Below are 14,031 nucleotides of genomic sequence, written 5' to 3' on the forward strand. Positions count from 1 at the left end.
GGGGGGGGGGGCGGGGCCCCCCCCCCCGGGGGGCGGGCCCCCGGGGGGCCCCCCCCCGGGGGGGGGGCGGGGCCCCCCCCCCCGGGGGGCCCCCCCCCCACCGCCGTGCTGCTCGCCTAGTCTTCGCTGGTGCGGCGGTCGCTGTCGCCCGTGGGGCGACGGCGGCGCCGGCGCCTGCGGGCCGGGGCGTCGCCTTCGGCGCCGCTCCCGCCCTGCCGGGTCTGCTGCTCGGCCGCGGGGTTCGACTCGCGCGCGGCCGCGCTCTCGTCGCCCTCCTGGCGGATGCGGCGCCGCTGCCGCTGGCGCGGCGCGGGCGCCTCGCCCTCGCCGGACGCCTCGCGGCCCGAACCCCGGCGGTCGCCGCCGCGGCCTCCGCCGCGCCGGTCGCTCTCGCCGCGGCCCTTGCCGCGCGGACCGCGGCTGCGGGACTTCTTGCGGCCCTCGCCCTCGACGTTCTCCTCGCGCTCGGCGCTCAGGCCGTCGCGCTTGCGCAGCTCGCTCGGCAGCGACGACGGGGCGCCCTCGGGGATGTCCAGGTCCGTGTACAGGTGGTCGGAGGTGTGGTACGTCTCCAGCGGCTCGCCCAGGTCCAGGTTGTTGGCCTTGACGATGATCTTCCAGCGCGGCAGGTCCTCCCAGGTCAGGAAGGTCACCGCGATGCCGGTCGCGCCCGCGCGGCCGGTGCGGCCGATGCGGTGCACGTACGTCTCGGCCTCTTCGGGCGCGTCGTAGTTGATGACGTGCGTGATGTCGGGGACGTCGATGCCGCGCGCGGCCACGTCGGTCGCCACGAGCACGTCGATCTTCCCCGAGCGGAACGCCCGCAGGGCCCGCTCGCGCGCGTTCTGGCCCAGGTCGCCGTGGACCGAGCCGACCGCGAAGCCGCGGAAGTCCAGCTCGTCGGCGAGTTTCTGCGCGGCGCGCTTGGTGCGGCAGAACATGATCGTCAGGCCCCGGTCGTTGGCCTGGAGGATCCGGGCCGCGACCTCGACCTTGTTCATCGCGTGGGTCATGTAGACCAGCTGCCGGGTGTTGTTCGCGGCCTCCAGGTCGGGCGCGCTCACGTCGGCGGCCACGGTGATGGGCCGGTTCATGTGGCGCCGCGACAGCGACATGATCGTGTCGGGCATCGTCGCCGAGAACAGCATCGTCTGGCGCTGCTCGGGCAGGAGCTTGAGGATCTTCTCGACGTCCTCGGAGAAGCCGAGGTCGAGCATGCGGTCGGCCTCGTCGAGGACGCAGTGCGCGATCTGGTCCAGCTTGATGTGCTTGGACTTGTAGAGGTCGAGCAGGCGCCCGGGGGTGCCGACGATGATCTCGACGCCCGCCTTGAGCGCGTCGACCTGGGGCTCGTAGGCGCGGCCGCCGTAGATCGGCAGGACCCGGACGCCGCGGGTCTTGCCCGCGTCCTCGAGGTCCCGCGAGACCTGGAGCCCCAGTTCGCGGGTCGGGACCAGGATCAGCGCCTGCGGTCTGCCGCTCGCGCCCTCCTCCGCGGAGGTGATCTGGTCGATGATCGGCAGGCCGAACCCGAAGGTCTTGCCGGTGCCGGTGGGGGCGCGGCCGATGATGTCGGAGCCGCGCAGTGCGATCGGGATCGCGTACTCCTGGATGGCGAAGGCCCGCTCGATGCCAAGCGCCGCAAGCGCTTCGACGGTCTCCTCGCGAATGCCCAGGGCCGCGAATGTCGGCCCGTCGTTCTTGGGCCGGTCGTTGTTCACTTCGTTCACTCTGTTCACCTCGTGGCGGAGGACGTCACCAGATCCGGGGAACTCGGCGCCACATTCATGTCTCGGTACACAGCGGCGACGACCGCCGGATTCGGAGAGTCGCCGCTTCGCAGGAGCGGTCCGGCGCTTCGCGCCGGTGCCGCGTTGAGGACCGCTCGCACTGTGCTGATGCCCGGCTTGCAAGCATCGCCATAGGGGAACGCCTTGTGAAAGGCCGCGGTCGCTCCTGTCCATCGTACGCTCTCCATGCGCGATCGTCTCGGAGCGCCGCTCGGCGCCCCGCGCGGAGGTGGCCGTTCTCACCCGAAAGCGGCAGTCCTGGCCTGCGAAGACGTGCCCGATCGTCCGGTTCGCGACAACCCCGTGAAGGCGAAGGCCGCTCCGGCCCAGTGATAACCTGCCCCCGTGTCCGAGACAACTGATCCCGCCGCCGGAGCCGACGCCACCGTCCCCGCCGTCCCGGCCCCCGGCCGCGAATCCGTCATCGACCTCCTTGGGCTGCTTGCCCTCGGAGAGCTGCTCGCGTTCGAGCGGATGGTCTTCGACGCGCGGCTGGCCCCGGACCTGGGCCGCCGGGCCGCCCTCTCCGAGGCGGCCGTGGGTGAGATTCGCAACTACCGGCTCCTCGCCGACCGCCTCGCCGAGCTCGGCGCCGACCCCGCCGAGGCGATGGCCCCGTTCAAGGAGGCCTTCCGCTCCTTCGACGCCTCCACCTCGCCGCGCGACTGGCTCGAGGCGCTCGTGAAGGTCTACCTCGGCGACGCCGTCGCCGACGACTTCTTCCGCGCCGTCGCCTCCGGGCTCGATGAGGGCGACCGCGCCCTCATCGAGACCGTGCTCTCCCAGACCGGCGCCGCCGACCTCGCCGCCGAGGAGCTCCGCGCCGCCGTCGAGGCCGACCCGTCGGTCACCGGACGCCTGTCGCTGTGGGCCCGCCGCCTCGTCGGCGAGGGCATCAACCGCGCCCAGGGCGTGGCCGCCGCCAACGAGCGGCTCACCGGGCTCATCGTGGGGGACGGCGGCACCCTCGACGGGCTGCTGCGGCGCCTCACCCGGGCGCACCAGGACCGCATGAAGTCGGTCGGCCTGAACAACTGAGGGCCCGCCCCGCAAGGGGTGTTACCGAATCGAGATGATTCGGCCGCAACGCAGGCGTTCTCCTCCCGCGTCTTGGGGGCGGAGGAGGACACAACATGCGGCTCACGAAAAGCCATGTCGTCAGCGGGGTGCTCGCCCTGGCACTGCTGGGGGCGACCGGTACCGCCTGGTACTTCGCGGCGCAGGCGCGCACGCCGGCGCAGCGGGCGGAGGAGACCGAGGAACCCGACGACAGTGTGATCACCGTCCGGGTCGACCAGGACCAGCTCATCGACACGCTCGAATTCGACGCGGTCCTCGACCGCACCGGGGACTTCGCCGTGCAGGCCCCCGCCGCCCCCGAGGGGATCGAGACCGCGCTGGCCTCGAAGCTCCCGCTCGAGGTGGGCGACGAGGTCAAGGCCGGGACGGTCCTGCTGGAGGTCTCCGGCCGCCCCATGATCGCCCTGGAAGGGGACGTCCCGGCCTACCGGGACCTCCAGGAGGGCGACACCGGGCCGGACGTCGAGCAGCTCCAGCTCGCGCTCCAGCAGCTCTACGGGACCCCCAAGACCGGGACCTTCGACTCGCGCACCGCCGACGACCTCGAGAAGCTCTACGACCACGCCGGGTACGAGCCGCCCGTCAACACCGAAGAGGTGTACAACGAGGGCGGCGGCGAGGAGGACGCGGGCGGCGGGACCGGGGACGAGGGCGGCGGCGAGGAGGACGGCGGGGAGAACGCCGGCGGCGCCCAGGCCTCGACGGTGGAGCGCGCGGCGCTGCCCGCCTCCGAGGTCGTGTTCCTGCCGAACCTGCCCATGCAGGTCTCGAAGATCGACGCGAAGCAGTCCGCGCCCGTCGAGGGCGCCGTGATGACCCTCGCCTCGGGCGACTGGAAGCTCGAGGCCGAGCTCGACGAGGAGACCGCCTCCGAGCTGTCCAAGCTCGGCGACGAGGCCGAGCTCGAGTACGGCTCCGGGCCCCTGGAGGGCCAGGAGGTCGGCGCGTTCGAGCTCGACGTCCGCGAGGAGGCCGGCGAGACCGACGAGTGGACCGGCGAGGAGGGCGAGCCGGTCGAGAAGACCTACGCGGTCTTCGAGTTCGACGCCGACGAGATCGAGGGCCTCGACGACCTCGCCCCCGGCGAGGAGCAGGAGGTGACCCTGGTCCGGGCCCGCTCGGCCGAGGACGCGCTCATCGTCCCGCTCTCGGCGCTGTGGACGGACGCCGAGGACCGCACCATGCTCACCGTCCTCGAGGGCGAGGGCGGGTCCGAGCGCCACATCGAGGTCGACGTGACCCTGCGCCACGAGGGCCGCGGCGTGGTCGTCCCCGTCGAGGGCGAGCTGGCGAAGGGCGACGAGGTCGTGATCGCCTGGCGCGACCGGGGCAACGGCTGATGGCGCGCGAGCCCCGCGAACCCCGCGAGCCCGAGACCGACACCGAGATGCTCGACTACCTCCCCGCCGGGGAGGTCCCGGGCGCCCCCGCCGGAGGGGCGCCGGAGGACGCGCCGCGGGGCCGCGCGGCCCGCCGGGAGGCGAAGCGGGCGGCCAAGGCCGAGCGCCGGGCCGCGGAGGGCGACGACCTCCCGAAGGCCAAGGGCCGCTTCGGGATCCGCAGCATGGGCATCGCCTACGAGGCGTTCCAGTCCCTGCGCGGGCGCTCGATGCGCACCTGGATGACCGCGATCGGCATCGCCCTGGGCATCGCCGCCACGGTCGCCACCGTCGGCCTCTCGTCCACCTCGGCCGCGGCCATCGCCGAGCGCTTCGACGCCACCGAGGCCACCCAGGTCACCGTCTCCTTCTCCAACAACATGCGCGACGCCGGGTACGCGCCCACCCTGGACTCCTCCGAGCGGGTGCGCGGCATCAAGGGCGTGATCGACGCCGGGATCTACTGCGCCGCGGGCGAGGAGCGCGGCGCCTCGCGCACCGAGGGCCAGGACTACGTCCGCGACGTCCCCGTCTTCGGCATGGAGCCGGGCGCGATGGACGCCTTCGGGTTCACCTTCGCCCACGGCGCGTCCTTCGACGCCGGGCACGTCGCCCGCGACGACCGCGTCGCCGTCATGGACGAGTCGGCCGCCCGCGACCTCGGCTTCTCCTCCCTCGAAGGCGGGCCCATGGTCTACCTCGACGGCGAGGAGTACGCCCTCGTGGGCATCTACCGCGCGCCCGAGGGCGAGGCCAAGCTGACCGGCGCCGTCATCGTCCCGCCGACCCCGTGCACCGAGGCCGACGCGTCCTTCGACGCCGCGCAGGTCTTCATCCGCACCGACCTCGGCGCGGCCGACAAGGTCGCCGACACCGCGCCCACCGCGGTCTTCCCCGAAGGCGCCGAGAACCTCTCGGTCTCCAAGCCCTCGGACCTGCGCAGCTTCCGCAAGGGCGTCGAGAACGAGATGCAGGCCCTCCTGCTCGGCCTCGCCGCCGTCTCGCTCGTGATCGGCGCCGTCTCGGTCTCCAACACCGCGCTCGTCAGCGTCATGGAGCGCCGCTCGGAGATCGGGCTGCGGCGCGCCGTCGGCGCCGCCCGCCGGGCGGTGGCGATGCAGTTCGTCTGGGAGTCCACGCTCATCGGCCTCATCGGCGGCCTCGTCGGGACCGTCCTGGGCGTGAACGTGACCGCGCTCGTCTCGCTCTACCGCGACTGGCAGATCGTGTTCGACCCGGCCCTGTTCGCGGCCGGGCCCGTCATCGGCGCCGTCGTCGGCGTGGTCGCCGGCGTCTACCCCGCCTGGCGCGCCAGCCGCGTCCCCCCGGCGGTCACCCTCAGGGCCTGACGCTCGTTAGTCCCGCGTGTGGAGTAGCACTGCGAACCTCGCCGCGGACGCCAGAGCCCTGTTCCTGCCCGCCGCCTGCGCCTCCTGCCGGAGCGCGCCGGCGGCGGGCGGCGGCCTGTGCGCCGACTGCGCCGCCGCGCTGGCCGCCCTCCGGCCGCTCCTGGCGACGCCCCTGCACCCCGCCCCGCCCGTCGTCGCCGCCGGACCCTACGCCGGGGCGCTCGCCGAGGCCCTCAACGAGTACAAGGAGCGCGCCCGCCGCGAACTCGCGCCCGCCCTCGGCGCGCTCCTGGGCCGCGCCCTCGCCGCCGTCGCCCCCGAGGTCCCCGGCGCCGTGCTCGTCCCGATCCCGCCCACCCGGGCCGCCCGCCGCGCCCGCGGCTTCGACCACGTGGCCGCCGCCTGCGCCCGCATCCCCGGCCCCGCGGCCCCGCTGCGCCCCTGCCTGCGGGCGCTGCCGCGGCCCGACTCGGTCGGCCTGTCCCCGCGCCGGCGGGCCCTCGCCGCGAAGCGGAGCCTGCGCGTCGCCGCCCGGCCCGCCGCGGCCCTGGCCGCCGCCGGCCGGCCCGTCGTCCTGGTCGACGACGTCGTCACGACCGGGGCCACGCTCGCGGCGGCCGCCGCGGCGCTGCGGGCGGCGGGACTCCAGGTCCCCGCCGCGATCGCGATCGCCGCCGCATGAACGTGACGGACGGGGTTCATGTGGCGCGGCGGCGGGTACTCACGCGAATGTCGACAAGCCGACAGCCGTTCCGACGAGTATTCGACCGTAAATGCGAATAGTTATCCGAGTCCGCCGATATCCGCGCGCGCGCACCCGAGCGCATTGGAGAATTCCGGTAGCGGAAGGGTCGACTTTCGGTGACCGAGGGGATAGTCTCGAAATCTCGGAACGGTAACGAGACGACAGAGGCCAGATGGCCCAAAGGTGAACGCCCCCATGTCGAGAGGTGTCCCACCCCAGGTCGTCCCATCCGTGAGAGGAGGTAGTTCCATCCGCCGTACCGGAACTTCGGCTCCGGACCCAGCATGCACAACTACGACAGCTCTCCCGCCTGGCAGCGCGGGGGGCACCTGGGAGGTTCAGAGGTGGACATCGTCGTCAAGGGCCGCAATGTGGAGGTTCCCGACCACTACCGCGAGCTCGTCGCCGAGAAGATCGAATCGAAGATCGCCAAGTACCTGGCCCGCTACGACGGGGAGGCGATCGCCATCGACGTCGAGCTCTATCACGAGCCCAACCCCCGCCAGAACGACCACGCTCAGCGCGTCGAGATCACCTGCCGTCCCAAGGGAGCGGTCATCCGCGCCGAAGCCTGCGCCGGCGACTTCAGGTCGGCCTTCGAACTGGCGGTGACCAAGCTCGGGCACCAGCTCCGCAAGACCTCCGACCGCAAGCGGATCCACCGCGGCGGCTCCAAGACCCCCATGTCGGTCGCCGAGGCGACCTCCAACGGCAACGGCTCCCGGGTCTCGCCGCAGGGGGGCACGCTCCTGGTCGAACCCGGCGCGAAGCTCTCCCGCGAGGAGGCCCGCTTCGTCTCCGAGGACGTCGACCACTACGAGGGCCTGGTGGAGGAGCACCTGCCCGGCCGCATCGTGCGCGAGAAGATCCACCCGGGGGAGCCGATGAGCGTCGACGACGCCCTCCAGAACATGGAGCTCGTCGGCCACGACTTCTACCTGTTCCACGACAAGGAGAGCGGCCGCCCGTCCGTGGTGTACCGCCGCAGGGCCTTCGACTACGGCCTCCTGCGCCTCGACCTCTAGACACCGGAACGGACGTCGCCGCGGCGCAAGGCCCGCGGCAGTGATGAAGGGGGAACCCTCCTCCGCGGTCCGGACGCGTTGACGAAGGCGTCCGGACCCGGAACGAGGCCCCGGGCTCGAGCCCGGGGCCTCGTTCTGCGCATGCGGTCCGGCAGGGGTGTCGACCGGCCCCCTAGAGCGCCGAGCCCTCTTTCCACTCGTCGAAGGACAGGATCCAGAAGCCCCAGCCGTTGTTCCACGGCATCTCGCGCGGGGAGCCGACGACGTCGACCGGGTCGCCGCGCTGGGCGATCTCGTAGAACCACTTCGCGTCCGCGTCGCTGGCGTTGACGCACCCGTGCGAGAGGTTCGCCGACCCCAGGCTGCCGTTCCACGGCGCGCCGTGGACGAACTCGCCGGTGGAGTTGATGCGGGTGGCCCATTTGACGTCGGTCGAGTAGTAGCCCTCGTCGCCCTCTTCACGGCCGGGGGAGACCATGGTCTTGTCCGCGAACTTCTCCATCACCAGGTGCACGCCCGTGGCGGTGTAGTACTCCCACTCGGCGCCCGAGCCGCCGCTGATGGGCAGTTCCTTGGCGACCTCGCCGTCGATCTCGACGGTCATGGTGTGGGCGTCCAGGTCCACGTGGGAGATCTGCGACTCGCCGATGACCATCTCGGCGTCGTAGTCCTCGCCGCCCCACACGTCGTCGCCCAGGTGCTCGCCCTCGAAGTCCGCGGTGAACGTGACCGTCTGGTGCGGCTCCCAGTACTCCTTGGTCCGGTAGATGACCTGGTTGTCGCTGATCCAGTTCCAGGCGCCCTCGTGGCCCTTCTCGGACTCCACGAGCAGGAGCCGCTCGACCGCGGCCCGGTCCGGGGCGTCCTCGGTGAACGTCACGATGATCGGCGCGCCCACGCCGACCTCCTCGCCGTCGACCACCGGGGTGACGTCGGCGACCTCGAAGCCCGAGCTCTCACGCGCCTCGGTCGTGAACTGCTGCTCGAACTGGGTCACCGTGCCGTCGGTGCTGACCGCCTTGGCCACGACCGTGTGGGTCGAGCCGGCGTCGAGGATGCCGTCCGAGGTCCAGGACGTCAGGTCCTCCGAGAAGGCGCCCTCGATGGTCTCGGAGCGGTCGGAGGTGACGTTGACCTCTTCGAGGATGCCGTCGACCACCGAGAGGGTGAACGGCGCGGTGGGGTCCTGCGCCTCCGCGGCGGCGTCGAGCGAGACGACGGGAACGATCGGGGCGGGTGTGAACGTCCCCGTCTGGGGCGCCGCGCAGGCGCCCGCCATGAGCAGCAGGGACAGCACCGCCAAGGCGCGCACGGGCATGAGCTTCAAAGGGGGTTCCTCCACAGGGCGAAATGACGCGACCACTATATCTTCGACGCGCAGTACCACCCATTGGGTTGCACGTCAGTCGTCGGATAGCGCAGCCCACAGCAGTGTGTCCCGCCGCTCCCCGGAAAGGGTGGGCAGTCCGCCCCTTTCGACCCCTTCCAGGCGGAAACCGGCGCGGCGCAGGACCGCCTGCGAGGCCGCGTTGTGGACGTCGGTCCCGGCCCAGACCCGGTCGAGCCCGACCGCCCCGAACGCCCAGCGGCGCATCAGCGCCACCGCCCGCGTCGCGTACCCCCGGCCGCGCACCTCCGCGCGCAGGTCGTACCCGATCATCCCGGTCCCGACCACGCGCGCCACGTCGTAGAGCCCGATCGTCCCCTGGTAGCCCCCGCCGTCGTCGATCACCATCAGGGCGCTGCGCCCCCGCAGCCAGTCGACCGCGGCCCGCCACTCGCAGAAGTCCCGCGCCTCGTCGACGCTCGGCGGCAGCGGCAGGGCCGCCCCCGCGTACACGTCCGGGCTCGACCGGTGCCGCAGATGCGCCTCGAAATCGTCGGACCTCAAGGGCCGCAAGGCGATCACGCCGTCGTCCAGCTTCCCGCCCGGCAGGTCCGGCAGCACCCTGGGCGCGGGACCGGGGCCGTCGCCTGGGATGAACCCGAGCACCAGCGCCTCCGTGCCGTCCCAGGCCGCGGCCCGCGCGATCCCGCCGTCGGGGCGGAAGCCGGCCCGCAGCGCCGAGCGGATCGCCGCCTGGTCGCGCACCGGCGCGCGCACCTCGACCCGCCGCGCCCCCGTGGCGAACAGGCTCGGGACGGCCTCCCGCAGCATCGCCGACGCCAGGCGGTCGCCCCGCCGCTCCGGCGCGACCCAGAACCGGACCTCCACGACGCCCGAGCCCTCGAAGCCCAGCACGCCCCAGGCCGCCCCGTCCTCGGGGCCGACGGCCACCGCGCCCGGCTCGAACCCGCAGTCGACCTTCTCGCCTTCGGCGGCCGGACGCAGCGTGAACGCCGTCGTCTCGACGGGTTCGAAGAAATGCACGCACTCAGACAAGCAGGTCGGCCGCGGTGCGTCAAGGTTTCCCGGATGCCTGGTTTGCGCCGTTGCGCGCGGTCCGCGCCCGCACGGGCGTTCAGGCGGTCGCCGCCGCTCTTCGGAGAGCGATCCTATAGGATCTGGGTCACTGCAACTCCTCGGGGAACAGGCTCCCCGACCAGGAGTCGAGTCGGCCGTCCGCGCCGTGGCGGATCCGCCGCCGGACCCCTTCGACGGTGAACCCGGTCTTCTCCGCGACCCGCCGCGACGCCTCGTTGCCCACGACCGCGCGCCACGCGATCCGCTCCAGGCCCAGCTCCTCGAAGCCCAGGCGGCACAGGCGCTTCGCCGCGGCCGTCGCCCAGCCCCGGCCCCGCGCCCACGGCGAGCAGAAGTAACCCAGCTCGGCCTCGCCCGGCTCGCCGAGCGAGAGCTCCACCGAGCCCGAGTACCGGTCGCGCTCGTCGGCCAGCGCGAACAGCACCGACCGGCCCAGGTCCCAGCGGTGCCGCGCCACCTCCAGCCACGCCTCCGCGTCGGCGCGGGTGTAGGGGCGGGGGAGGCTCACCCAGCGCTGGGTCTCGTCGTCGGCGCAGGTCGCCGCCAGATCGTCCAGGTCCCGCTCCATGAGCGGCCGCAGCCGCAGCCCGGCCGCCTCGGTCGCCAGCGACCGCCGCTCGGCCATGAAGAACCGGGCCTGCCGCTTCAGGAGGCCGTAGTGCTCGGGCGGGTCGTCCGCGCCGCGCAGCTCCCCGGGGAGGAGGCCCCCCACCCAGCAGTCGCGGGAGGTCCCGCGCTGGTTGACGCCCGAGCGCGCGACGCCCTCGACGGTGAACCCGGTGCGGACCGCGGCCAGGCGCGAGGCGTGGTTGCCGACGATGGCGTCCCAGGCGATGCGCTTGGCGCCCAGGTTCGCGAACCCGAAGCCCACCGCGGCCCGGATGGCCCGCTGCGCGACGCCGCGGCCCCGCGCCCACGGCGCGGTCACATAGGTGATGGTCATCTCGGACGGGAACGACCGCGTCAGCGCCATCGAGCCCACCAGGGACCCGTCGGCCTCCACGACCGCCCAGCGCGGGTTGCCGCCGTGCCAGTGCCGCAGCTGCGTCCCGACGAACCGGTCGCGGGCCGGGCCGGCCCACGGCAGGGGCATCACGAGGTAGCGCTCGATGAGCGGATCGGCGTAGATCCGGGCCAGGTCGGCCATGTGCCGCTGCTCCCAGGCGACCAGGCGCAGGCCCTCGGCCTGGAGGGTGACGGGTTCCATGGACATCGATTCTGCCGCACCGGCGGCCGTCAGGACCAGCCGCTGGCTGCGCGTAGTATTGAGCGGGAAATCCACCCGATCTGGTCAAGACGCTGCTAGGGGCTGATCTTCCGTGTCGATGTTCGAGAAGGTGCTGCGGGCCGGTGAGGGCCGCGCGCTCAAACGGCTCAATGCGATCGCCGACGCGGTCGACTCCCTGGAGGACGAGTACGAGGCGATGACCGACGCGGAGCTCCGCGCGCTCACCGACGAGTACAAGGAGCGCCTGGGGGACGGCGAGACCACCGAGGACCTGATGCCCGAGGCGTTCGCCACGGTCCGCGAGGCCGCCAAGCGGGTCCGCGGGATGCGCCACTACCACGTGCAGATCATGGGCGGCGCCGCCCTCCACCAGGGCAACATCGCCGAGATGAAGACCGGTGAGGGCAAGACCCTCGTCTCCACGCTCCCGGTCTACCTGAACGGCCTGACCGGCAAGGGCGTCCACCAGGTCACCGTCAACGACTACCTGGTGCGCCGCGACGCGGAGTGGATGGGCGAGATCCACCGCTTCCTCGGCCTCACCGTCGGCGTCGTGCTCCCCGGCGAGGGCTCGGAGAAGCACCGCGAGGCCTACCGGGCGGACATCACCTACTCGACCAACAACGAGCTCGCGTTCGACTACCTCCGCGACAACATGACCGCCTCGGCCGAGAACCTGGTGCAGCGCGGCCACAACTTCGCGCTCGTCGACGAGGTCGACTCGATCCTCATCGACGAGGCCCGGACCCCGATCATCATCTCCGGCCCCGCCGAGCACTCCAAGCGCTGGTACACCGAGTTCGCGAAGATCGTGCGCTCGATGAAGCGCGAGGACCACTACGAGGTCGACGAGGGCAAGCGGACCATCGCGATCACCGAGTCGGGCGTCGCCCGCGTCGAGGACCGCCTGGGCATCGAGAACCTCTACGACTCGGTGAACACCCCGCTGGTGGGCTACCTCAACAACGCGATCAAGGCGCAGGAGCTGTTCGAGCGCAACCGCGAGTACATCGTCTCGGAGTCCGACGAGGTCCTCATCGTCGACGAGTTCACCGGCCGCGTGCTGCCCGGGCGCCGCTTCAACGAGGGCATCCACCAGGCCATCGAGGCGAAGGAGGGGGTGGAGATCAAGCAGGAGAACCAGACCTTCGCGACCACCACCCTCCAGAACTACTTCCGCATGTACGACAAGATCGCGGGCATCACCGGTACGGCCCAGACCGAGGCCTCGGAGTTCAACAACGTCTACGGCATGGGCGTCATCCCGATCCCCACGAACAAGCCGATGATCCGCAAGGACCAGTCCGACGTCATCTACAAGACCGAGGAGGCGAAGTACCAGGCGGTCGTGGACGACATCGCCGAGCGCCACGAGAGCGGCCAGCCGGTCCTCGTCGGCACCGTCTCGGTCGAGAAGTCGGAGATGCTCGGCCGCTTCCTGAAGAAGCGCGGCATCCCGCACAACGTGCTCAACGCGAAGAACCACGCGAAGGAAGCCGACATCATCGCCCAGGCGGGCCAGCGGGGCGCGGTCACCGTCGCCACGAACATGGCCGGGCGCGGCACCGACATCATGCTCGGCGGCAACCCCGAGTACCTGGCCGCGACGGACCTGCGCAACCGCGGCATCGACGAGGCCGACGAGGAGACCTACTCGGCCGCCTGGCAGGAGGCCCTCGCGAAGTTCGAGGAGACCTGCGACGCCGAGGCCGAGGACGTCAAGGACGCGGGCGGCCTCTACGTGCTGGGCACCGAGCGCCACGAGTCGCGCCGCATCGACAACCAGCTGCGCGGCCGCGCCGGGCGCCAGGGCGACCCGGGCGAGTCGCGGTTCTACCTCTCGCTCTCGGACGACCTGATGAAGCGGTTCAACGCGGACGCCGTGCGCGCCATGATGAACCGCCTGCGCGTGCCCGACGACGTCCCGATCGTCTCCAAGATGGTGTCCAAGCAGATCGAGTCGGCGCAGTCGCAGATCGAGGGCCACAACGCGGAGATCCGCAAGAACGTCCTCAAGTACGACGAGGTCATGAACAAGCAGCGCTCGGTCATCTACGACGAGCGGCGCAAGGTGCTCGACGGCGAGGACGTGTCCGAGCAGATCGAGCACTTCGTGGACGACGTCCTGGAGGCCTACGTCGCGGGCGCGACCAGCGACGGCTACGCCGAGGACTGGGACCTGGACGAGCTGTGGAGCGCCTTCAAGCAGCTCTACCCGATCTCCCTGTCCCACAAGGAGCTCGCCAAGGAGGCCGGGGGCCTCGACGACCTCGACCCCGAGACGCTCCTCAAGGCCGTGAAGGAGGACGCGCGCGCCGCCTACGCCGCCCGCGAGGAGGAGTTCGGCGAGGAGGTCCTGCGCAAGCTGGAGCGGCGTGTGCTGCTCCAGACGATCGACCGCAAGTGGCGCGAGCACCTGTACGAGGTGGACTACCTCAAGCAGGGCATCAGCCTGCGCGCCTACGCGCAGCGCGACCCGGTCATCGAGTACCAGCGCGAGGCCTTCGACATGTTCCAGACGATGCTCGACGGCATCAAGGAGGACACCGTCAGGTTCCTCATGAACGCCGAGCTCAAGGCCAAGCCCGCCGAGGGCGGCGCGGCCGCGGAGCCCGAGGCCCAGATCCGGGGCCTGGAGCCGCTGCGCAAGCCCGAGATGCTGCTCCAGTCGGCCCCGTCGATCGACGGCGCGAACGGCAGCGGCGCGGTCCAGCAGCAGGCCACCACCGAGGAGGGCACGGTCTTCAAGCGCCCGCCGAAGCCGGTCCCCGGCCAGAAGCGCGACGTCAAGCGCACTCCGGGCGCGGGCTCGAAGGGCGCCGCGAAGGTCGCCTCGAAGTCGGCGCGCTCGGCCGGGCCCCGCAAGGCCTCGACCGCGCCCCCGGCGCAGCAGGCGAACCCGGGCCAGCGCCAGTCGGCGAAGGTGGGGCCGAACGAGCCGTGCCCGTGCGGCTCGGGCAAGAAGTACAAGCGCTGCCACGGCGCCCCCGGCGCCGCCGCGCAGTAGGGA

General features: G+C 72.1%; 10 protein-coding genes. 6 read left to right on the forward strand and 4 right to left on the reverse strand.

Translation table 11 applies throughout. From position 1 onward, the window contains the following. Nucleotides 1-116: 116 nt before the first annotated feature. Nucleotides 117-1,730: a DEAD/DEAH box helicase gene (locus tag LO763_RS24215; protein WP_230790042.1), complete on the reverse strand. Its 1,614-nt coding sequence runs from the start codon at nt 1,728-1,730 to the stop codon at nt 117-119. 405 nt (nt 1,731-2,135) lie between these two features. Here LO763_RS24215 and LO763_RS24220 point away from each other — a divergent pair, with 405 nt between their 5' ends. From LO763_RS24220 to hpf, 5 genes are all read left to right on the forward strand, one after another. Beyond that, entirely contained in the window at nt 2,136-2,828 is a 693-nt protein-coding gene (locus tag LO763_RS24220; protein WP_230790044.1) for a ferritin-like fold-containing protein, read from the forward strand. 95 nt (nt 2,829-2,923) lie between these two features. Beyond that, the gene (locus LO763_RS24225) at nt 2,924-4,210 is read left to right on the forward strand and encodes an efflux RND transporter periplasmic adaptor subunit (protein ID WP_230790046.1); all 1,287 of its coding nucleotides are present in this window, start codon (nt 2,924-2,926) and stop codon (nt 4,208-4,210) included. Next, the gene (locus LO763_RS24230) at nt 4,210-5,598 is read left to right on the forward strand and encodes an ABC transporter permease (RefSeq protein ID WP_230790048.1); all 1,389 of its coding nucleotides are present in this window, start codon (nt 4,210-4,212) and stop codon (nt 5,596-5,598) included. Before LO763_RS24225 ends, LO763_RS24230 begins: the two co-directional genes overlap by 1 nt. Nucleotides 5,599-5,614: 16 nt before the next feature. After that, a complete protein-coding gene (locus tag LO763_RS30130) occupies nt 5,615-6,280 on the forward strand; it encodes a ComF family protein (protein ID WP_230790050.1) in 666 nt (221 codons plus the stop codon). A gap of 407 nt (nt 6,281-6,687) precedes the next feature. Continuing rightward, entirely contained in the window at nt 6,688-7,368 is a 681-nt protein-coding gene (gene hpf, locus LO763_RS24240; RefSeq protein WP_230790053.1) for a ribosome hibernation-promoting factor, HPF/YfiA family, read from the forward strand. A gap of 172 nt (nt 7,369-7,540) precedes the next feature. On the opposite strand, the gene LO763_RS24245 is transcribed toward hpf, so the two are convergent. The 3 genes from LO763_RS24245 to LO763_RS24255 all read right to left on the reverse strand — a co-directional run bounded on the left by LO763_RS24245 (nt 7,541) and on the right by LO763_RS24255 (nt 11,000). Then, complete coding sequence (locus LO763_RS24245) at nt 7,541-8,686, reverse strand: L,D-transpeptidase (protein ID WP_230790222.1); 1,146 nt, start codon at nt 8,684-8,686, stop codon at nt 7,541-7,543. Nucleotides 8,687-8,770: 84 nt separating this feature from the next. Further along, a complete protein-coding gene (locus LO763_RS24250) occupies nt 8,771-9,739 on the reverse strand; it encodes a GNAT family N-acetyltransferase (RefSeq protein ID WP_230790055.1) in 969 nt (322 codons plus the stop codon). A 139-nt stretch (nt 9,740-9,878) separates the two neighbouring features. Beyond that, entirely contained in the window at nt 9,879-11,000 is a 1,122-nt protein-coding gene (locus LO763_RS24255) for a GNAT family N-acetyltransferase (RefSeq protein WP_230790058.1), read from the reverse strand. Between the two features lie 112 nt (nt 11,001-11,112). Here LO763_RS24255 and secA point away from each other — a divergent pair, with 112 nt between their 5' ends. Beyond that, nucleotides 11,113-14,028, forward strand: coding sequence for a preprotein translocase subunit SecA (secA, locus tag LO763_RS24260; RefSeq protein WP_369432074.1), 2,916 nt, complete (start codon nt 11,113-11,115; stop codon nt 14,026-14,028). Nucleotides 14,029-14,031 lie beyond the last annotated feature (3 nt).

Origin of the sequence: Glycomyces amatae, assembly GCF_020991375.1 — a bacterium.
GTDB classification, from domain to species: domain Bacteria; phylum Actinomycetota; class Actinomycetes; order Mycobacteriales; family Micromonosporaceae; genus Glycomyces; species Glycomyces amatae.